The organism is Paenibacillus sp. FSL H7-0703 (assembly GCF_038003485.1).
In the GTDB taxonomy this organism is placed as follows: Bacteria; Bacillota; Bacilli; order Paenibacillales; family Paenibacillaceae; genus Paenibacillus; species Paenibacillus polymyxa_B.
Genome location: NZ_JBBOPF010000001.1, coordinates 5,213,985 through 5,235,090 on the forward strand (window position 1 = coordinate 5,213,985; position 21,106 = coordinate 5,235,090).

At 45.7% G+C, this 21,106-nt stretch carries 17 protein-coding genes; 16 read left to right on the plus strand and 1 reads right to left on the minus strand.

The annotated features are described in order from the left end of the window. Window positions 1-117: 117 nt before the first annotated feature. The 4 genes from MHB46_RS23495 to holA all read left to right on the plus strand — a co-directional run bounded on the left by MHB46_RS23495 (window position 118) and on the right by holA (window position 4,586). Window positions 118-1,107 (plus strand): iron-hydroxamate ABC transporter substrate-binding protein, encoded by a 990-nt coding sequence (locus tag MHB46_RS23495; RefSeq protein ID WP_341163590.1) that lies wholly within the window; start codon window positions 118-120, stop codon window positions 1,105-1,107. A 228-nt stretch (window positions 1,108-1,335) separates the two neighbouring features. Beyond that, window positions 1,336-1,884 carry an RNA polymerase sigma factor gene (locus MHB46_RS23500; protein ID WP_013311184.1) on the plus strand — a complete coding sequence of 183 codons (549 nt, stop codon included), beginning with the start codon at window positions 1,336-1,338 and terminating at the stop codon, window positions 1,882-1,884. Then, complete coding sequence (locus MHB46_RS23505; RefSeq protein WP_341163591.1) at window positions 1,881-3,341, plus strand: zf-HC2 domain-containing protein; 1,461 nt, start codon at window positions 1,881-1,883, stop codon at window positions 3,339-3,341. Before MHB46_RS23500 ends, MHB46_RS23505 begins: the two co-directional genes overlap by 4 nt. Before the next feature lie 213 nt (window positions 3,342-3,554). Beyond that, the gene (holA, locus tag MHB46_RS23510) at window positions 3,555-4,586 is read left to right on the plus strand and encodes a DNA polymerase III subunit delta (protein WP_341163592.1); all 1,032 of its coding nucleotides are present in this window, start codon (window positions 3,555-3,557) and stop codon (window positions 4,584-4,586) included. 142 nt (window positions 4,587-4,728) lie between these two features. On the opposite strand, the gene rpsT is transcribed toward holA, so the two are convergent. Further along, window positions 4,729-5,001, minus strand: coding sequence for a 30S ribosomal protein S20 (gene rpsT, locus MHB46_RS23515; RefSeq protein WP_013311181.1), 273 nt, complete (start codon window positions 4,999-5,001; stop codon window positions 4,729-4,731). Between the two features lie 198 nt (window positions 5,002-5,199). On the opposite strand from rpsT, the gene gpr reads away from it, so the two are divergent. From gpr to dcuR, 12 genes are all read left to right on the plus strand, one after another. After that, complete coding sequence (gene gpr / locus MHB46_RS23520; protein WP_039272306.1) at window positions 5,200-6,201, plus strand: GPR endopeptidase; 1,002 nt, start codon at window positions 5,200-5,202, stop codon at window positions 6,199-6,201. Window positions 6,202-6,424: 223 nt separating this feature from the next. After that, entirely contained in the window at window positions 6,425-7,684 is a 1,260-nt protein-coding gene (locus MHB46_RS23525; protein ID WP_341163593.1) for a stage II sporulation protein P, read from the plus strand. Between the two features lie 27 nt (window positions 7,685-7,711). Further along, window positions 7,712-8,224 carry a hypothetical protein gene (locus MHB46_RS23530; protein WP_341163594.1) on the plus strand — a complete coding sequence of 171 codons (513 nt, stop codon included), beginning with the start codon at window positions 7,712-7,714 and terminating at the stop codon, window positions 8,222-8,224. A gap of 71 nt (window positions 8,225-8,295) precedes the next feature. Then, entirely contained in the window at window positions 8,296-10,110 is a 1,815-nt protein-coding gene (gene lepA / locus MHB46_RS23535; RefSeq protein ID WP_029515362.1) for a translation elongation factor 4, read from the plus strand. Window positions 10,111-10,661: 551 nt separating this feature from the next. Then, window positions 10,662-11,849: a radical SAM family heme chaperone HemW gene (gene hemW / locus MHB46_RS23540; protein ID WP_039272303.1), complete on the plus strand. Its 1,188-nt coding sequence runs from the start codon at window positions 10,662-10,664 to the stop codon at window positions 11,847-11,849. A gap of 157 nt (window positions 11,850-12,006) precedes the next feature. Beyond that, a complete protein-coding gene (locus tag MHB46_RS23545) occupies window positions 12,007-12,483 on the plus strand; it encodes an N-acetyltransferase (protein WP_013311174.1) in 477 nt (158 codons plus the stop codon). 971 nt (window positions 12,484-13,454) lie between these two features. Continuing rightward, window positions 13,455-14,486, plus strand: a complete 1,032-nt coding sequence (hrcA, locus tag MHB46_RS23550; RefSeq protein ID WP_013372178.1) for a heat-inducible transcriptional repressor HrcA — start codon at window positions 13,455-13,457, stop codon at window positions 14,484-14,486. A 121-nt stretch (window positions 14,487-14,607) separates the two neighbouring features. Further along, on the plus strand, window positions 14,608-15,180 hold the full coding sequence (gene grpE / locus MHB46_RS23555; RefSeq protein ID WP_341163595.1) for a nucleotide exchange factor GrpE: 573 nt from the start codon (window positions 14,608-14,610) through the stop codon (window positions 15,178-15,180). Window positions 15,181-15,267: 87 nt separating this feature from the next. After that, window positions 15,268-17,112, plus strand: a complete 1,845-nt coding sequence (gene dnaK / locus MHB46_RS23560; protein WP_013311171.1) for a molecular chaperone DnaK — start codon at window positions 15,268-15,270, stop codon at window positions 17,110-17,112. Window positions 17,113-17,360: 248 nt separating this feature from the next. Beyond that, window positions 17,361-18,491, plus strand: coding sequence for a molecular chaperone DnaJ (dnaJ, locus tag MHB46_RS23565; RefSeq protein ID WP_023989511.1), 1,131 nt, complete (start codon window positions 17,361-17,363; stop codon window positions 18,489-18,491). 154 nt (window positions 18,492-18,645) lie between these two features. Continuing rightward, on the plus strand, window positions 18,646-20,301 hold the full coding sequence (gene dcuS, locus MHB46_RS23570; protein WP_341163596.1) for a DcuS/MalK family sensor histidine kinase: 1,656 nt from the start codon (window positions 18,646-18,648) through the stop codon (window positions 20,299-20,301). After that, window positions 20,294-21,001: a two-component system response regulator DcuR gene (gene dcuR, locus MHB46_RS23575; protein ID WP_069290023.1), complete on the plus strand. Its 708-nt coding sequence runs from the start codon at window positions 20,294-20,296 to the stop codon at window positions 20,999-21,001. The genes dcuS and dcuR overlap by 8 nt, the downstream gene beginning before the upstream one ends. Window positions 21,002-21,106: the final 105 nt, after the last annotated feature.

Sequence of the window (21,106 nt, forward strand, 5' to 3'; positions counted from 1 at the left end):
TCACTCTCAGGAGTGGGCTGTTTGCTTTGAATCCAATCTGCATGGACAGTAGCTGTAAGCTTTGATAGAATCATATGAGTAATGAAAATGAGAATCATTATTAACAGGAGGAATATTGTGAGTTATTTTAAATTTAGAGCATCAGCTTGTTTGTTCATCATTTCGTTAATGCTGGTATTGAGCTCATGCGCTACAAGTGGGGGTGGGACTGTAACAGAAAGCGGTCAATCGACTGCTTCCAAGACCACATCAACCGGGGATGAAGCTGCCACGCGTACATATGAAAGTGATAAAGGTACAATTACTCTTCCTGAGCATCCCCAGCGTGTCGTAGTGGCAGTCGGTGATTATGTAGGTGATGTGCTAGCACTTGGTATTACACCTGTAGGGGCTCCAGACACTGTATTTGATGCTCCATATTATAAAAAATATTTGAATGGTGTTGCAAATATCGGTGACAGTTCCGCATTATCCCTTGAAAAGGTGATTACCCTGAAGCCGGATCTGATCATTACCTATGATGAGAAAGCATATGAAAATCTGAAAAAAATAGCGCCTACAGTGTTTATCCCATATGGTAAATATCAATATAAGGACCGTTTGATGGAGCTGGGCAAAGTGTTAAACAAGGAGCAGGAAGCGAAAAATTGCCTGGCTGACTTTGCAACCAAGATTGCTGAGAAGAAACAGGCTTTGTCTGACGTCATTGATTCGGGTAAAAAAATAGCTATTTTTGAGATTACAGGAAAAGAATTATATCTATATGGAAAATCTTATGGACGTGGAGGAGCCATACTTTATGATGAGCTGGGACTTCATGCTCCTGCGAAGGTAGAAAAGTCAGCGTTCGAGAAGGGGTGGGCCAGCATTTCAATAGAGGCTTTACCGGAGATGCTGGGCGATGCCGATTTTTTAATGTTGGGTATTCGAGGCGACGGAGCAGACCAAGGAAAAGATATTTTATCTAAAAGTGTGTGGAAGAACCTTTCTGCCGTTAAATCAGGTAAAGTATATCAATACTCAATCGATGATTTTTATTTTCAAGATCCGATTGCTCTGACTTATCAATTAGAACTCATATCTGATTTTTTGGTTTCCAAGAAGTAACAATATGATCTTGCAGCTCGATAGGCTAGCATTTAGATGTATGTAGGAGCTAGGGGAAGGTGACTACCTTCCCTTTTTCTGTTATTCTAAGGGAGGATATGCTGGGGATTCTGGGCTTTTTGGTATAATTTTTTTTGTTAAAAAAATAAAATTAGTGTCAGACGTCTATCCTGCAACAATTTGCAAAATGGATACGTCTGTAATATTGCAGGGAGAGGGGGATCCTTTGTGGTAGAGCAGGGACTCATTCGAGCCGCTCAATCGGGCGATCGCGACGCTCTCATTACCCTATTAAGAGAGATAGAACAGCATGTGTACCGTACGGCATATTACATTCTAAACAATGAGCAGGACGCCATGGATGCTTCACAAGAAGCCCTCATACGGATCTATTCCAAAATTAACTCTTATGAGGAAAAAGCGCAGTTTAAAACCTGGGTCCAACGCATTGTAACGAATATATGCATCGACAAATTCAGAAGAACGAAGCCCTCGGTTTCCATTGACGAGCACGACATGATATTCAACGATCCCCAAAACGTGGAGGTCGAGGTGTTGACCTCTTATATGGCACAGGATGTTCGTGAGGCTATACAACAACTTCCGGAGCACCACCGGACGGTAATTGTCTTAAGATATCTGCAGGATTTTTCCTATAACGAGATTGCAGATTCTCTGGATTTGCCGCTAAATACGGTCAAGTCATACTTATATCGTGCAAGACAGCAATTGCAAGGGCTACTTCAGGAATATCAGAAAGGTGGTGTATCAGGATGAAGTGTGGGGAAGAGGTGATGGATTGGATGCAGCGTTATGTGGATCATGAGCTGGGCGAAGAAGAAACGTCCCAATTAATGAACCATATTGCGACTTGCCCGGACTGTGCGGAAAAATTTCTTATTCTTCAGACACTCTCTCGCGAGCTGGAGGAATTGCCTGCGGTTTCCCCGGCGTTCAGCCTGGTGGATTCCATCATGCCTCAGCTTGATGCCATTGACCGCGCACGTGAAGAGCAGGGAAGTGCGCTTCAGGAAATGCAGCCTGTGGCTGTAGAGCCTGGACCAGTGCCTAGACAGCGTACCCAGCCTACACCTTGGTGGAATCGAATGGCTGGGCGCGCTGCTATGGGCGTGGTTGCCGCTGCTGTTGTGCTGGGGATTGTAGTATTTAACTTCGAGCCTAAAACAGTGCAGGATGCGGAAGGCATACTTACAACCCAGACGCCCGAAGTGACGAATCCGCAAAATCAGACGGAAATTACAGATACAGCCAATGGCAGTGGAGGTCGTGATGCAGCCATTGGTTCGGATTCTACACAGCAGCCGTCAGAGCAGGGGCAAGGAACGGATGCATCTCAGCCATCTGCGGATAAAGAACCTGACCTGAGCAAACAAGGTGCAACCAATGCAGACGATGAACAGAACTCTTCCAAACGGGATGCTGGGAAACGTGACGATCAGCGAGCTGGGGAGGAAGATTCGACGAAGTCTACACCAGCTGAACATTCTTCTCGTCAGGATGCAGGGCAGGGACAGCTACGTACGGATCGTCAGGTGGCAAAGGAAAATCCGTCTGCTGCAGATGCTTCTAAATCTGAGGACAAACAGTTAAGTCAGGAAAAATCTGATCAACCCACGATTGCTCCTGATGAACAGTTAGAACCGAAAATGGAAAAAGCGCCCCTAGCGGGTACGGATACGGCTCAGGACGGTAATAACGATAGCACGAGTACGAATGATTCATCTTCGTCGCTTAGTCAGGAATTGAAGGTGCAGGAGCGGATTGCGTCAAACGAAACGTCGAAAGACACGACTTCCAAAAGCATCACTAAGGATTCGGGGAATGCCTTGGGAACGGATAGCAGCAATGCAGCTTCTAATGATCAGCAATCATCCGTGTCACAAGACCCAGTTCGTAAAGAAGGCTTTGTATCTAATTCACTGGTCTCTCCAGACAACGATAATGCTTCCAGCTATAGTGCCCAATCCGACTCTACAGATCAGCTCAACTCGCCTGATGGTAGCTATGCGGTGGCTATTGAGGGCAAAAAGCTGAAAGTGTATAAGCTTTCCGATAACGGTGTAGACCGAACAACCCTGGAAGTCCGTACTTTAAAAGGTGCTTGGGTCAAAGGAAGCTGGTCAGAAGACAGCCAGACCTTTATGTATGAGACGGAGCAGGATGGGACAGCGAGTAAATATACGTACACCGTCCCGCGCAGCACTGGAAAATAGTTTCCGTAAGTTGACACACTTTTAAAAACAGAGAATAAACTATATGAACCGACGTCGTATCCCGACGGCCGAAAGTTTCTAGAGCTTTCTGCTGCCGTGTTGATATAGATGGTGGTGAAGGGATCCTGCCTATAGGCAGGGTCCCTTCGTTTGTATCATGACTTGCCTTCCGTTCGGATGTCGGGTACGATCAGTGGGTGGGGGGAACGGAAAATGGATGTAAAAACAGCCTCTAAGGCTATTCGCAAAGGCGACATTTCGTCAGTGTATTTGCTATACGGCAGTGAAAAATATCAAATGAAGCAGTTTGTTGAGATGCTTAAAGAGAAAGTGGTGGAAGAGGAGCACCGTGACTTCGCCATCATTCCTTATGATTTAACCGAAACACCCATTGAGGTGGTCGTGGAGGAGGCGGAAACAGCGCCTTTTCTGGTACCAAAGAAGCTGATTATTGTACGGGATACCAGTGTATTTGCAGCAGGCAAAGATAGCGGTAAGATGGAGCATCGGCTTGAGACGCTGTTGACTTATATGGATAACCCGACTGACTATAGCGTCATCGTTTTTACGGTTCAGGCTGAAAAGTTGGATGAACGGAAAAAGATTGTCAAAAAACTGAAAAGTGATGCTTCGGTTATTGCTTTTGCTCCAATGGGTGGAGATGATCTTGTGGCTTGGATTCATAAGCGTGCAGGAGAAAGAGAAGTGCAATTGGCTGCAGGAGCTGCTGAAAGCCTCATTCAATTCACAGGTACCGGGCTGCAATCCTTGGCTGCTGAGATAGACAAGCTCTGCTTGTACGCAGGAGCACAGGGAACCATCTCATCCGCTGATATAGAATCCCTGGTGCCTCGTAACACAGAGCAAAACGTATTTGCGATGGTTGAGGATCTGGCTAATTTGCGGCTGGATAAGGCACTCAGTATTTTCTATGAGTTGCTTAAGCAAAAAGAGGAACCGATCAAGATTGCCGCTTTGATCACGCGCCAGTTCCGTATAATGTTGCAGGTCAAAGAGCTGGCAGGTCAAAGCTATTCCCAGCAACAAATTGCGAGTCAGCTTAGTTTGCATCCTTATGGGGTGAAAGTTGCAGGAGACCAAGCGCGGAGGTTTCGCCCTGAGCAGCTGCGTCAGCTTCTCTACGAATTGGGCGAGCTGGATTATCATATGAAAACAGGTGTCGTTGACAAGGTACTGGGACTAGAACTATTTTTGATGAAAATGGGTGCGGGGGCTTCAATCTAATTCCCCCCATGTGCTGTTATAGAGTCAGCTAATGTATCGTGAAAAGCTGACTCTATAAATTAATAAAAGTTATAAACTAAAAAAACCTGATCAGCCAAGGCTGGTCAGGTTTTTTTCATTAACGTATGAAAGTAGCTCTTGCTTACGCTTGAGCTGTAAGAGCGTTAAGTTTTTTCGCCAAGCGGGATTTCTTGCGAGCAGCTGCATTTTTGTGGATCAGACCTTTAGTTACAGCCTTGTCCAGCTTTTGGGAAGCTACTTTGAAAGCAGCAGCAGCAGTTTCAGCTTCGTTACCTACCAACGCTGTATCGGCAGCTTTTACTGCTGTACGAAGCGCAGATTTTTGGGAAGCGTTCAACGCACGGCGTTTGTCGCTAGTTTTAACGCGTTTGATAGCGGATTTGATGTTTGGCATTACATTCACCTCCTGTAAAGGCATTACTTATGAACACAAACGTTTCACAACTTAAAATATTTTAGCATGCCACACCTCAAATTGCAATAAGAAAACATTCTGAGACGATGCGAATTACAGGATGAAAATGGATGTGCATAAACCTGTTGGGTGTCTCGCACACTATAGTCAAAGATGGTATCCAAGGAGGCTTAAAAGATGGATCTGGATTTGCAGAAGTATGCGGTACGCACGGATTTGGCATTAGAGGCAAGAGAACTGGCCGAACGGGATCAGCCTGTACCTTTGGCGGGCATAAGTGAGAACGTGGAGGAAGATAACGGAATCAAAATCACACGGCTGGATGTACTGAATGAAGAAGGAGCCAACCGTATTGGGCGGGTACAAGGACATTACGTCACGCTAGAAGTACCCGGCTTGCGTGAAGGCGACACGGGGCTCCAGCAACGTGTCGCTATTGCATTTGCAAAAGAAATGGAGCATTTTATACAAAAAATAGGAATCTCTAATACGGCAAAGGTACTGGTGGTAGGTCTGGGCAACTGGAACGTCACTCCCGATTCGCTGGGTCCGCTTGTCGTTGAAAATTTAATGGTGACTCGTCAATTTTTTGAACTGACACCTGATCAAATCAACCCGGGCTATCGAGATGTGAGCGCAATTGCACCGGGCGTCCTGGGTATTACGGGGATCGAGTCCAGTGAAATTGTTCAAGGCATCGTGGATCGCACAAAGCCAGAACTGATTATTGCCATTGACGCTCTGGCGTCACGTTCACTGGAGCGCGTCAACACGACCATTCAGGTGGCCGATATCGGGATACATCCGGGTTCAGGTATTGGCAACAAGCGGCGCGGTATCACCAAGGATATTATGGGCGTTCCGTGTATCGCTATCGGCGTACCAACGGTATGCTACGCTTCGACCATTGTCAATAACGTAATTGAACTGATGAAAACACATTTTACCAAAGAAAAGGCTTCTACAAAAGCAATCCTGGGGATGTTGGACGATATTTCAGAACCTGAGAGACTTGGGCTTGTGAGAGAGGTCCTACAACCGCTGGGGCATGATCTGATTGTGACTCCTAAAGAGATCGATGAATTTATTGAAGATATCGCGAACATTATTGCTACTGGATTGAACGCTGCTCTGCACGAAGCTGTTGATCCTGGCAATGTCGCCGCCTATACGCATTAATCAAGGGTTGGTAAAATCGTATTTCATACACAAAAGTCTCTATTTAACAGGAATCTAATCTCTTTCAAAAAGGGAGGTGATATATCTGTAGTAGAGATTTTTTGTGTTCTAGCAATTGTTCTCCGTTCATAGAGTTGAAGTATAAGAGATTTCCGTAGCAGATAGGAACCCTATGTTCCTAAATAAAGCGGGTTTCGACGGGACGAAGGAGGACAAGGCTCACATGAAAAAAATTCAGACCTGGAACGTCGGAAGATGGAGAAGAAAAGGTATCGAAATTTTGGCGATGGGACATACGCTTGTGCTGCTGATCATGGGCTCGGCGCTTTTATTTGTCGTTTTGGGGCTAGGGGGATTGGCAGAAAATCGTCTACAAACCTCTCCTGTTTCTTCCATGAAAGGATTGGCAGGTTCGGTGTCCAGCGGTTTTTTCGCGGATATGCTAGGTATGGAAGTACCTCATTTGGCACAAAAGAAGCAGCAATCTTCGTTGTCGGGTGAACAATGGTCGCCTTTTGTTTTTCAGATGCTTACAGGTATTAATCCGCAGGACCCTAAAAGTCTCATTTCTCGTGAGATTCCTGGTATGTCTGCAGGAGCACCTGTCTTGCTGCGCAAGGGTTCGGGGAACACCAAGGTAGAGGGTCCTACGGATTATCAGCCCGATCAGGGGACGACGGATGCCCCTGGTGGCTCAGATACATCTGAGAATCCACCAACTACTACGCCGGATATTCCGACAACACCGGAAACAGACCCGGTACGTGAGGATCATCCAGGTGATACAGCCAAAGGGGACAAGCGTATATTAATCTACCATTCTCATCCCAGAGAAGCATATAACCCACTACTCAGCAAAACCAGTTCCAATCCTAATTCAGGTTCTAAATCAGCTAATGTGTCAAGGGTAGGGGACTTTGTAAAGAAGAGGCTGGAAAAGCAAGGGATATCCACGTTGCATGTAAACAAGGATTATGCCACTACAGTTCAAAATTACAATTGGAACTACTCCTATAAATATTCACGCGAAACAGTCAAGGAAGCTTTAGCTGGAAATAAAGGTTTAACTTATTTACTTGATATCCATCGGGATTCACAACGTCACGGAAAAACAACAGCAACCATTAATGGGCTTTCCTATGCCAAGGTATATTTTATTATCGGGCATGACAACAAAAATTGGCGCGAAAATGAAGCTTTTGCTGCTCGTATTCATGAAAAGCTGGAAAAATCGTATCACGGCGTATCACGTGGTGTATGGGGGAAAGATGGTGGCAAAGGCAACAACGGTGAGTACAATCAAAGCTTGTCTTCCCACAGTATTTTGATCGAAATCGGAGGTGTTGACAACACCGAGGAGGAGTTAAAACGTACCTCGGACGTTTTGGCGGACATGATCGGTGAAGTGTATTGGGAAGATCAGAAAGCTCAGAAAGCGGGCACTAACGTATCGGATACAAAAAAGAGCAACAGCGGCAATTAAATGAGGTAGCGGTAAGGGGGAAGGGGAATGTCTGGACATTTTCGTAAGAAAGCACTTGGATTTGTACTGCTCATGGGGGCAGGTATTCTACTCGGTATGCAACTGGCAGGATCTGGCCTGCGTTCAGTGTATGGACCGGAATGGAATGGGGATACGATTCAATCGGTAAATCAACAGAAAGTCGGATATGAACAGACGGTTATTGAGGATACACCCGCAGTTAACACTCGTGCATATAGCGGTACGTATAGCACAAGTGGAAATGTTAATGTTGAGCCGGCAACGGGAGTGGGTATAAACGAAGCTAGTGGAAGGGAAGAAAATGAGGAACAGACGGAGCACGGGGCATCCAGGTGGTATTCGACGACTGTGCAGCATGTCAATACTCAGGGCCTGGAGACACCGCGTGAACTGCTGGCCGTCAAGGAACAGCAAGCCTCGGTGGATACCATGGCGGACAAAACAGCTGGGTTGCTTCAAAACCTGTCGAGACAGGGCATTCGATGGGTCGTATCTGTATTTGACGGAGTAACAGAATAGAAATATTGCTGACCCCCCTTACAACTGCTATAATAAGCTGATTGACACTAGGCATTGTGTGGGGGTAAGGCATGACTGACATTTTGGCAAGACAACGTAAAATTCGGAACTTTAGTATCATTGCACATATAGACCATGGTAAATCCACGCTGGCTGACCGGATTTTAGAATATACCGGTGCACTCACTTCTCGTGAAATGCAGGAGCAAGTGCTTGACCAGATGGAACTGGAACGGGAGCGCGGAATTACGATCAAGCTCCAGGCAGTGCGACTCACTTATAAGGCCGATGACGGCGAAGAGTACATTTTGAATTTGATTGATACACCGGGACACGTCGATTTTACGTATGAGGTATCCCGTAGTTTGGCGGCCTGTGAAGGTGCTTTGCTGGTAGTAGACGCCGCGCAGGGAATCGAGGCACAGACGTTGGCTAACGTATATTTGGCGTTGGATAACAATCTGGAGATTTTGCCGGTGCTTAACAAGATTGATTTGCCAAGTGCTGATCCTGAGCGGGTAAAACAGGAAATCGAGGATGTTATCGGCTTGGATACAAGCGAGACCGTACATGCTTCAGCCAAAGCTGGAATCGGTATCAAGGAAATTTTGGAGCAGGTGGTCAGAAGTGTACCTGCTCCGCAAGGTAATCCGGATAATCCGCTCAAGGCACTCATTTTCGATTCGCACTATGATCCTTATAAAGGCGTTATCGTATATGTTCGCGTCGTGGATGGTAGTATCCGAGCCGGTTCGAAAATTAAAATGATGGCGACTGACAAAACGTTTGAGGTTATTGAAGTTGGTGCTTTTATGCCGCGTATGAACATCGTGGACGAGCTGAATATCGGTGATGTTGGCTTTATCGTTGCCGGAATTAAGCATGTGGGCGATACGCGTGTCGGGGATACGGTGACAGATGCAAAAAATCCAACATTAGAACCGATGCCAGGTTATCGCAAAATAAATCCGATGGTTTATTGCGGTCTGTATCCAATCGAAACATCGGAGTATAACGATCTGCGTGAGGCGCTTGAAAAGCTACAGTTGAACGATGCTTCGCTCAGCTTTGAGCCAGAAACATCAAGCGCGTTGGGTTTTGGCTTCCGTTGTGGATTCCTTGGTCTGCTTCATATGGACGTTATTCAGGAACGGATTGAACGTGAATTTAACATTCCGCTGATTACAACAGCACCAAGCGTTATTTACCGCATAAAGTTGACGAATGGGGAAACGATCCAGATCGACAATCCATCGAATTATCCGGAAATCGGACGGATTGAACATGTGGAAGAGCCCTATGTAAAAGCAGGTATTATCGTCCCTAATGATTACGTAGGTACGGTGATGGAGCTTTGTCAAACCAAGCGTGGAGAATACGTAAATATGGAATACCTGGATACGACACGGGTAACCATTACGTATCAAATTCCGCTGTCTGAAATCGTATATGATTTCTTCGATCAGCTTAAATCAAGTACCAAAGGCTATGCTTCCTTTGATTATGAGATTTCAGGCTATCGCCAGTCCAACCTGGTGAAAATGGATATTTTGTTGAATGGCGAGCAGGTCGATGCGCTGTCGTTCATCGTGCATAGAGATCGGGCTTATCATCGCGGACGTATTATCTGTGAGAAGCTGCGCGAGCTAATCCCGCGTCAAATGTTCGAGGTGCCGATCCAGGCATCTGTGGGAACAAAGGTTGTGGCGCGTGAAACCGTTAAGGCGATGCGTAAAAACGTCTTGGCCAAATGCTACGGCGGCGATATTTCTCGTAAACGGAAGCTGCTTGAAAAGCAAAAAGAGGGCAAGAAGCGTATGAAGCAGGTCGGTAACGTAGAAGTACCACAGGAAGCATTTATGGCGGTACTGAAAATAGATGAGTAAAGCCGCTTGAATCAGCAGCATCGTATTGAATTCGATACATCAGAATTGTGTATATGAATTGAATACACATAAGCAACAACAGCATGATCCTGTAGTAGCTTAGGTACAATTACTCTGTGAGTACCCTAAGGTATTACGATCCGCTTGATTCCAAGCGGTATTCGTCCATTCTTTCATGGGGCATTTGCCGTGCATGGAGAATGGACGTTATTTATTTGAGCAAGCTATCCAGAGATGGAGTGTTTGTTATCTCAGTTGCAAAAATAGTATAACAACAGCATCTTTAGCGTATTTCTAAAGATGCTTTACTCTTACTGCAACACCTACACCACAAAAAAATGACCGATGGTGGTAGGCAGCAGCGGAGTGGTCCATTTGAATCTGGAGAAGCGTATCGCTCGCCTTTACTCCCCAATTTTAACTGTAAGAGTGCTTATAGAATAGAAAATTGGGGAGTAACAGCGATCAGAAGAACAAATGGAACACGAAGCGGTTGATCTCGACCTCGGCGCATTTTTTCACTATTCCCTGAATTGACAAGGAGGATCGGTATGACCGCATCCATACAAAAACATGAACATTCATCCGCCCCTCAAGCGGTTTACCTGCATATACCTTTTTGCACGAATAAATGCTTTTACTGTGATTTCAACTCTTATGTGCTCAAGGATCAACCTGTTATGGAATATCTGTATGCACTGGAACGAGAAATGGAACATACAGTCAAGCTTCACCCGCCAGGAGAGATTAAAACCATTTTTGTCGGGGGTGGAACACCAACAACCCTAAACCCAAAGGAAATGGAATATTTCCTGAAGAGTGTCCGAACCTATTTCCCACATTGGGCGGAAGATATTGAGTTTTCTATGGAAGCCAATCCAGGCACCACTGATTTTGAAAAACTCTCTGTGATGAAAGAAGGCGGCGTCAATCGACTGAGCTTTGGTGTACAGGCTTTTCAGAATGAGCTACTCACAGGCATAGGTCGTATTCACAGTACAGATGACGTATATCGTAGTTTGGAAAACGCCCGTAAGGTAGGCTTGGACAACCTGTCGATTGACCTGATGTTTGGTTTGCCGAATCAAACGGTGGACATGCTGCATGAAAGCGTGAGTAGAGCACTAGAGCTGGAGCTTCCTCATTACTCTATCTACAGCTTGAAGGTTGAAGAAAACACGCTCTTCCACACGCTGTATCAGAAAAATCAGCTACCGCTTCCACACGAGGATGATGAACTGGAAATGTATTTACTTCTCATGCGTCGCATGAAAGAAGCGGGTTATGAGCAGTATGAGATTAGCAATTTCGCAAAACCAGGTTTGGGGAGCAAGCACAACATGACCTATTGGCGAAATGAAGACTATTACGGTCTCGGCGCAGGGGCACATGGATATGTTGGCAGAGAGCGTCATATGAACATTAAGGGTATTAACCCTTATGTGGAGGCTAGTCGTAATGGTTTGCCACGTCTGGATAGCTTTGAGGTGCCAGCCGCGGAAGCTATGGAGGATTTTCTTATGGTCGGTTTGAGAATGCTAGAGGGCGTTTCTAAGTCCCGCTTTGAAGCTCAATTCGGTCAGGCGCTGGAGGATACATTTACTGCTCCTCTCGGAAAAATGCTCAATGCCGGGTTAATCGAATCCATTGAGGACGGTTATCGTTTGAGTGAACGCGGCATTTTATTCGGAAATGATGTATTTGCAGAGTTCATCGGTTCTATCACGGTAAATTCATAAGTCGTAGGCTTCAGTACAGTACGTTTCAACTTTATAAGCTGGGACGATCATTTTATAACACCATTCTGTCACAGCAGGGTAAATGGAGTATTGCGATTCTATGCGTTATGTTGTATATTTATTCATTATATGCGGCAAGCGGCAGGAGGAGAGCAAGATGGCTTCAGTGTGTAAAGATGTATTGTGCAGAAGTGCGGTTCCTGAGGATGTGGAGCCTTTATATCAAATGATTAGCGGCTATGCAGAGCGGGGGATTATGCTGCCACGTTCGAGGGAAGTGCTTACGCGCCAACTGGAGCTGTTTATTGTTGCAGAGGTGGACGGCGAAGTTGTTGGTTGTGGTTCTTTATGCAAATTGGGCGCTGATCTGGTAGAGATTCGCTCCCTTGGCATCTCTGAGGGACACAAAGGTATGGGTATTGGCTCCAAACTCGTGGAGGGCCTTATTATAGAAGCACGGCGGCAACGTATTCCTAAAATTATGGCATTGACCTACGAGGTCTCCTTTTTTATAAAAAACGGTTTTGATGTAGTAAGCAAAGAGATTTTCCCTGAAAAGGTATGGACCGACTGCATTCACTGTAGTAAACAAAACAATTGTGATGAAATCGCAGTGTTGAAAGTACTGAACTGACCTGTTAATAATGAGGTCAGTTCTTTTTTCATCAGGACCTAATCATGCGTATATTATACAGCCTACATTGTTTAATCCTGATTCATTTCTCATATGTTTTGAGCAACCACCAAATGAATTGATGATGAGGCTCCAGTTCGGAAGGTATTCCATTCAGGCTTCTTATGGGATGGTCCTTATGATAATCAGTATCATTATAAAAGTATGCAGTGCCGTCTAATGGAACTCGGTGTTTATATTTATACAAGGCGACAACATATCTTTCAGACGCTCCGCTTCTGCTTGGACTATATGTATATCCTTCCCAATCGGCTAGTGTTAAATCATCGTAATGTTGTATTGCCGATATTATTTTATTTGCTTGGGAATACTTGGACTGGATTCTTGAGGGTAAAACAAAATGGTATTCCATATGCTTAAAAGTATCGTAGGAACCAAGATTAAGGCACAACACAGGGGGCTTAATTTACGAATTAAATGGATGACTGAAATAATAAGGGCTGCATTCAGGATGAATACCAATGGCAAAGCAACTATTCTTCCTAGTCCTGTATACGGAAACAACTCAATTAGAATTTGAAACATACAAATTGTAGGTGAAAGTGCGATCGATGCGTATAAAAGATTGCGGCGATTAGTTCTCAAATTTAATTCCTCCTCAAGGACAAAGAAGCTATAATGGTATGGAGACATAGTCTCGAATTTTTCTATTTTCTGTGTCACTATACATAATTACGGTTTTTATACGCTGTATATTGAGATTTTTCGTGAAAAATCGTAAACGTTCTGGATTCATTCCAGTAAACTAAACTGTTGTGATAAATCTTGTTTATTGAAAATACTGAACTGACTTGACAATGATCAGGTCGGTTTGGTATTTTTGTATTAACGGTTAGCACTCATCGCGAACGAGTGCTAATGATTCCATTAACAATCATGCTATTATGGATAAACAACAAGGGGGGATTCGCTTGTTAACCGAACGTCAGAGACTCATTCTGAATGCGATTATTGATGACTACATTCGTTCGGCTGAGCCAGTGGGTTCCCGCAGCATATCCAAAAGGCAGGATGTCGGATTCAGCCCGGCCACGATCCGTAATGAAATGTCGGATTTAGAGGAACAGGGCTATCTGGAGCAACCCCATACTTCTGCGGGACGCATCCCGTCTCATAAAGGCTACCGTTATTATGTGGACCATCTGGTGCCACTGAATACACTGAAGCCTATGGAAATGCGGGAACTGAAAGCCTTTTACGCCGAAAAGCTGAATGTAATGGAGCAAGTGATCCAGCATGCGTCAGGCATTTTGTCCCATATGACCAATTATACTTCCATCCTGCTTGGGCCGGAGGTTTTTCATACTTCATTGCGTCATTTTCAGCTGCTGCCGCTCAACGAAACGACGGCTGTGGCGATAATCGTGACCAATACCGGTCAGGTGGAGAATAAAACGGTAGATATTCCACCGGGAATTTCAATTTCCGAGATGGAGAAGGTTGTGAATTTACTGAACAGCAAGCTGGTCGGTGTGCCGATTTATCAGCTTAAATCACGCCTTTACACCGCACTTGGTCAGGAGATGGAGAAGCATGTGTCTCATTTTGAGGACGCTATGAAGGTGCTGGATAAAGCACTGGATAATGAATCGGATCAGCGCTTGTATTTGAGCGGTGCGACGAACATGCTCAATCAACCTGAATTTAAAGATGTAGAAAAGGTTAAACATATTCTCGATCTGCTGGAGGAAACACCAACGCTACTTAAACTAATGACACCTGTTGCCGGGGCACCTGAAATTCAAGTCCGCATCGGCACTGAAAATGATCATGAGGCGTTTGCCAATTGTAGCCTAATTACTGCTACGTATGCAGTAGACGGAGAAGCGTTGGGCACTATAGGCATACTGGGTCCGACACGGATGGAATATGCGAGAGTTATTAATATTTTGGGTATCCTGTCTAAGGATTTGACCGCAATGCTAACGCAGCGGTTTAAATAGAACAAGACCGCATAGGTTGCGGTACTACATGTTCCGCGCTGGGATACGGTTTGTATCCTGCGCGGGTGCATTGTTGCGTGTTTTTGTAAAGGTAGTTATGACTTGAAGGAGGTGAAACATTTTGAAGGAAGAACAAGCGTTCCAAGAAGAAAAACAACAAAATGTAAGCACAGAGGAAGCCGCCGAAACGAGCCAGCAGGAAGAACCGGTTAATGAAGCGGCGGCACTGGAAGACCAAGAAAGCGAAACAGAGCTGACTAAGCTTCGCGCGCAGGTGGAAGAGCATCAGCAACGGTTTTTACGCGCTCAGGCGGATTTTGATAATTTTCGCCGTCGTACGCTGAAAGAAAAAGAAGACCTTGCCAAATATGCATCTATGAAGCTGGTTACCGAGTTGGTGCCTGTTTTGGATAACTTCGAGCGTGCGCTGGCAACAGCACCGCAAGGAGCGGAGTCTGAGTCATTCAGCAAAGGCGTGGAAATGATTTTCCGCCAATTTGAGAGTGTGCTTCAGGCAGAGGGAGTAGCGGCCATGAATTCGGTGGGACAACCGTTTAATCCTGATTTCCATCAGGCTATTATGCAGGTGGAGAGCGAAGAGCATGAGGAAGGCATCGTCGTTGAAGAGGTACAAAAAGGATACATGCTGAAGGACAAGGTGCTTCGTCCAGCGATGGTAAAAGTGAGCATGTAGCTTTTTCAATATACATTAGAAATACATCATTTTGATTCAACCATTCTGGCCTGCGGGCCTCGTATATACAGAAGGAGGAATTGTCCGATGAGCAAAGTAATCGGTATTGACTTAGGTACAACCAACTCTTGTGTGGCTGTTATGGAGGGCGGCGAAGCGGTCGTTATTCCAAATCCGGAAGGCGCACGCACAACCCCTTCCGTTGTTGGCTTCAAAAAAGATGGAGAACGTACTGTAGGGGAAACGGCAAAGCGCCAAGCAATTACGAACCCAGATCGTACAATCATGTCCATCAAGCGTCACATGGGTACAAATCATAAAGAAAGCATTGACGGCAAGGAATATTCCGCACAGGAAATTTCCGCTATGATTTTGCAAAAGCTGAAATCCGATGCTGAAGCTTACCTGGGACAAACGGTTTCTCAAGCTGTTATCACTGTTCCAGCTTACTTCAATGACGGTCAACGTCAAGCAACCAAGGATGCAGGTAAAATTGCCGGTCTGGAAGTTCTGCGGATTGTCAATGAGCCAACAGCAGCAGCATTGGCATACGGTATGGAAAAATCCGAAGACCAAACGATCCTCGTGTATGACCTCGGTGGTGGTACATTCGACGTATCCATTCTGGAACTGGGCGACGGTTTCTTCGAAGTTAAAGCAACAAGCGGCGATAACAAGCTGGGTGGCGATGACTTTGACCAAGTGATTATTGATTATCTCGTAAATGAGTTCAAAAAAGATCAAGGCATTGACCTGAGCAAAGATAAAGCTGCTGTACAACGTCTGAAAGATGCAGCGGAAAAAGCGAAAAAAGAACTGTCTGGCGTACTGACAACGACGATTTCTTTGCCATTTATCACAGTAGCTGATGGCGTTCCACAGCATTTGGAGTTGAACCTGACTCGTGCGAAATTTGAAGAATTGTCTGAAGGTCTGGTAGAACGTACTTTGGGACCTACTCGTCAAGCGATGAAAGATGCAGGCATGAGTGCCAGCGACATCGACAAAATTGTTCTGGTCGGCGGTTCCACACGTATTCCGGCTGTACAAGAAGCAATCAAAAAGCTGACAGGTAAAGAGCCTCACAAAGGCGTAAACCCTGATGAAGTGGTAGCTTTGGGCGCGGCAGTTCAAGCGGGTGTACTGACTGGTGATGTGAAAGACGTCGTTCTCCTTGACGTAACTCCACTGTCCCTCGGTATTGAAACTGCAGGTGGCGTATTTACTAAAATGATTGATCGTAACACGACGATCCCTACGAGCAAATCGCAGGTATTCTCGACGTATGCCGACAATCAGCCTAGCGTAGAAATTCACGTGTTGCAAGGTGAACGTGAAATGGCAGCAGGCAACAAAACGTTGGGGCGTTTCCAATTGGGAGATATTCCACCAGCACCACGTGGTGTACCACAAATCGAAGTTACCTTTGATCTGGATGCGAACGGTATTGTGAACGTATCCGCTACAGATAAAGGCACAGGTAAAAGCCAAAAAATTACGATCACATCTTCGAGCGGCTTGAGCGATGAGGAAGTAGAACGTATGATGAAGGATGCCGAGTTGCATGCGGAAGAAGATAAAAAACGCAAAGATTTGGTAGAAGCGAAAAACGCTGCGGATCAACTGATCTACTCCGTAGACAAAACGATTAAAGATCTGGGCGAAAAAGCGGATGCAGGCGAAGTCGAAAAAGCAAATGCAGCTAAAGAAAATCTGCAAAAAACGCTGGAAACCGACAACCTGGAAGACATCAAAAAAGCTACTGAAGAACTGACTGAAATCGTTCAGCAATTGTCTGTGAAGCTGTATGAGCAAGCTGCTCAAGAAGCACAGGCTCAACAAGCTCAAGATGGTGCAGCAGACAGCAAAGGCCGCGACAATGTGGTTGACGCGGACTATGAAGTTGTTGACGAAGACCAGAAGAAAGACTAAGCTACGGATCGGGTATGTGGTAGCTTTACGGTACACCGATGCGTTATGATATACTGAATAGTAATTGCAGCGTAGCTGCCTTGATAAATAACAATTAGCCGAAGGGTAACAGTTATTTCCAAGATAAATAAGCATATTACGGGTTGTACTGCCTTGAAATGATGGGAAGGTCAAAGCCGGGTCATCCCGTGCCTTTGGCTTTCCTTTTATATGTAGTGCAGACACGTTGTAGGCATGGGGGTGGAACATTGGCTGATAAGCGTGATTATTATGAGGTGCTGGGCGTCGCGAAGGGCGCTTCGGATGAAGAAGTCAAAAAGGCTTACCGTAAGCTTGCGCGTCAGTATCATCCGGACGTGAACAAGGCTGCGGACGCGGAAACTAAATTTAAAGAAGTGAAAGAAGCTTACGATGTTCTCAGCGATGGTCAGAAGCGGGCAAGATACGATCAGTATGGTCATGTAGACCCGAACCAGGGCATGGGAGGCGGCTTTGGTGGTGGTGCCGACTTCGGTGGCGGGTTTGGCGATATTTTTGATATGTTCTTTGGTGGCGGCGGCAACGGTCGACGCGATCCGAATGCACCGCAGCGTGGGAACGATCTTCAATATACGATGACGATTGAATTCAAGGAAGCGGTGTTCGGTAAAGAAACCGACATTCATATTGAACGTACGGAAACATGTGATACATGTCACGGTACGGGAGCCAAAGCGGGTACTCAACCACAAACCTGCTCCGTCTGCCACGGTAGCGGACAGGAAGAAGTGGTGCAGAATACACCGTTTGGTCGTATGGTTAATCGACGCGCCTGCTCCAATTGCGGCGGTTCCGGTAAAATCATTAAAGAAAAATGTACGACTTGTAGCGGTTCGGGTCGGGTACGCAAGCAACGTAAAATTCATATCCGCATTCCAGCAGGTGTGGATGACGGCGCACAAATGCGTATTAACGGTGAAGGCGAAGGCGGTGTCAACGGAGGACCGGCAGGTGACTTGTACGTCGTGTTCCGTGTGAAATCGCACGACTTCTTTGAGCGTGAGGGAGACGACATCTACTGTGAAATTCCGCTGACGTTCTCACAGGCAGCATTGGGAGATGAAGTCGAGATCCCAACGTTGACCGAGAAAGTGAAGCTGAAAGTTCCAGCAGGTACACAAACAGGTACTTACTTCCGTCTTAAAGGAAAAGGTGTGCCAAAACTGCGAGGCGTAGGTCAGGGTGACCAGCATATTAAGGTCGTTGTGGTAACGCCTAGTAAGCTGAGTGAGGAACAAAAGGATTTGCTGCGTCAATTCTCTTCGCTTAGCGGAGAGCAGACACATGAGAATGAGCAGTCTTTTTTTGACCGTGTGAAGCGCGCCTTCCGAGGCGACTAAGCCCAATTAGGAATCGCGGAGCTTCAACCATGAATCAAAGGAAACTATTCCGCAATTGCGGGATAGTTCCTTTTTTTATTTCACGTAAACACATACATAACCATTTTTGTATAGGCATGTTGAACTGTTGAGACTTAATATCAAGTAGAAAGGGGTGAGTTCCATCGGAAATGTACAGCTCAAGCTACGTCGGGGTAAACCGCTATTAAAGCTCAGAGGCCTAATTACACTGCTAGTATGTCTAGTTATGGCACTTGTGCTTCTGCCTGTAACCCTGTTATTTGCTGAGAGAGTGGAACATGAAACTGAGAAGGGACTGGAAGAAAAGGCAATGTCCATCGCGCGTACACTCGCCCATACGCCGCTTATTGTCGAGCAATTGCAAGGGACGGGTTCGTCTCCTTCTATGCAGGAGTATGTGAAGAGGGTTTCAGCAGCAAATCACATCCAGTTTATCGTGGCTATGGATATGAAGGGAATTCGTAAAACGCACCCGGATGCTAGGATGATCGGCAAAGCCTTTGTCGGCGGAGACGAGTATACTGCACTTCATGGCCATGAGAGCGTGTCCGTTGCGAAGGGAACATTGGGCTTGTCCATGCGAGCCTTTTCCCCCGTGTTCAGTTTAACGGGGAAACAGGTAGGGGCGATTGTTGTGGGTATATCCATGCAAGATGTACAGATGGCTCAGGAAGGCAACAACCGTCTTATTGCTATCGCCATTGGCACTGGAATGTTGATTGGCACTGGAGGTGCGGTTGTGCTGGCTCGTAAAATCAAAAATATGCTAGTCGGACTGGAGCCGCCGGAAATCGCACGCTTGCTGGAGGAACGCAGCGCTATGTTGCAATCCATCAAGGAAGGGGTTATTGCAGTAGATGAATTCGGTCGCGTCATGCTGATGAATGCAGAAGCGATACGTCTGCTTAGGCAAGCGGGGATTGAAGATTTCTCATTCTCCGGACAGGAGATTACCGTTTATTTATCCGCTTTTCGATTGCAAGAGGTCTTGGAAGCGAGTACTCCACAGATGGATGAGGAAATGGAGCTGGGTGGAATAACCTTGCTGACCACCAGTGTTCCGATACGGGTCAAAGGGGAAATTGTGGGAGCAATTGTAACCTTTCGGGATAAAACGGAGATGAACCAGCTTGCGGAACGTTTGACAGGAGTGTCCCTGTACACGGAAGCACTACGTGCGCAGGCTCATGAATTTATGAACAAGCTGCATGTCATTATGGGGATGGTACACTTACGAATGTACGATAAACTGGAGCATTACATTATGGATGCCGTTGAGCATCATCAAGTGGAGATTGGCTCCATCACCCGGCAGATCAGGGACCCGGTTATGGCGGGATTTGTGTTGGGGAAATTAAGCCGGGCCAGAGAGGTAGGGGTGAATTTTGAACTGACTCCAGGTAGTTACTTGCCCGAATCCAGTCAAACTCAAACGACGCATGAACTGATTACTATTCTTGGCAATCTGTTTGATAATGCGGTGGAGGCGATGGAATCTTTGGAGCACAAGCGGATTACTCTTTCACTTTATTATGAGGAAAGCCAGAAGAACGGCTATCTGACCTGTATCATGTGCGATAATGGTCCGGGTATACCGGAAGGGCATGTAAAGGCTATATTTGAAAAAGGTTTTTCGACCAAGGGAGAGTCACGAGGAATGGGCCTTTATCTGGTGACGCAAAGCGTGAAAAGATTACAGGGAAGTATAAAGTTGAACCCAGCCGAGCAAGGGTGCTGTTTTCAGATTACGATTCCATACATTATAGCGGGGAATGATGAACATGATTAATGTCCTGATTGTAGAAGATGATCCGATGGTTGCGGAATTTAACCGCAAATATATGGAGCAGGTGGAAGGTTTTCGATGTGGGGGCTGGGCTTCTTCTGTAGAAGAGGCGAAGAAATATATAGCTGAACAGGCCATTGATCTGATACTGCTAGATGTGTATATGCAGGAAAGCAATGGCCTCGATTTACTGTCATTCATACGGGAGACAGGTGTAAATATAGATGTCATTGTCATCTCGGCTGCAAGTGACATGAACAGTGTCAAAAAAGCGATGAACTTCGGCGCGGTGGATTACTTGATTAAGCCGTTTCACTTTAACCGTTTTTTGGAGGCCCTCACGGGGTACCGAGAGCACATTAGCATCGTGCGTGAGCACAGTCTACTTTCTCAGGAGGAACTGGACCGACTGATTTATCATAAAAGCTTGACTAAAGACTTGGCACGGTTGCCCAAAGGCATAACTAAATCCACGCTGGCTATGATATGGAATTGTATCCAGCGGCATAATAAGGTGCTATTTTCCACCGAGGATATTGCGGAGAGCGCAGGGATATCCAGGGTGTCTATGCGCAAGTACCTGGCTTTTATGACAGAGATTGAGGCTCTTTCCATGGAAACCATATACGGTACCATAGGACGCCCTGTTTACCAATACCGAATATTGCCACAGGCAGAAGGCATCATGAATAGTTTTATTTAAATCTTCTTTCTGATTACTTTAATTACAAAAGTGAATGATTAGTTATAAAACCAAATAAAGCGTTTTCCAAGGTGTAGAATGGAAACATGATCATCATTCTTCACT

Bases quoted from the DNA above. Each gene is read 5' to 3' on its own strand.
- MHB46_RS23505 (WP_341163591.1), top strand. From the start codon at position 1,881: ATGAAGTGTGGGGAAGAGGTGATGGATTGGATGCAGCGTTATGTGGAT.
- holA (WP_341163592.1), top strand. From the start codon at position 3,555: ATGGATGTAAAAACAGCCTCTAAGGCTATTCGCAAAGGCGACATTTCG.
- rpsT (WP_013311181.1), bottom strand. From the start codon at position 5,001: ATGCCAAACATCAAATCCGCTATCAAACGCGTTAAAACTAGCGACAAA.
- gpr (WP_039272306.1), top strand. From the start codon at position 5,200: ATGGATCTGGATTTGCAGAAGTATGCGGTACGCACGGATTTGGCATTA.
- MHB46_RS23525 (WP_341163593.1), top strand. From the start codon at position 6,425: ATGAAAAAAATTCAGACCTGGAACGTCGGAAGATGGAGAAGAAAAGGT.
- MHB46_RS23530 (WP_341163594.1), top strand. From the start codon at position 7,712: ATGTCTGGACATTTTCGTAAGAAAGCACTTGGATTTGTACTGCTCATG.
- lepA (WP_029515362.1), top strand. From the start codon at position 8,296: ATGACTGACATTTTGGCAAGACAACGTAAAATTCGGAACTTTAGTATC.
- hemW (WP_039272303.1), top strand. From the start codon at position 10,662: ATGACCGCATCCATACAAAAACATGAACATTCATCCGCCCCTCAAGCG.
- MHB46_RS23545 (WP_013311174.1), top strand. From the start codon at position 12,007: ATGGCTTCAGTGTGTAAAGATGTATTGTGCAGAAGTGCGGTTCCTGAG.
- dnaK (WP_013311171.1), top strand. From the start codon at position 15,268: ATGAGCAAAGTAATCGGTATTGACTTAGGTACAACCAACTCTTGTGTG.
- dcuR (WP_069290023.1), top strand. From the start codon at position 20,294: ATGATTAATGTCCTGATTGTAGAAGATGATCCGATGGTTGCGGAATTT.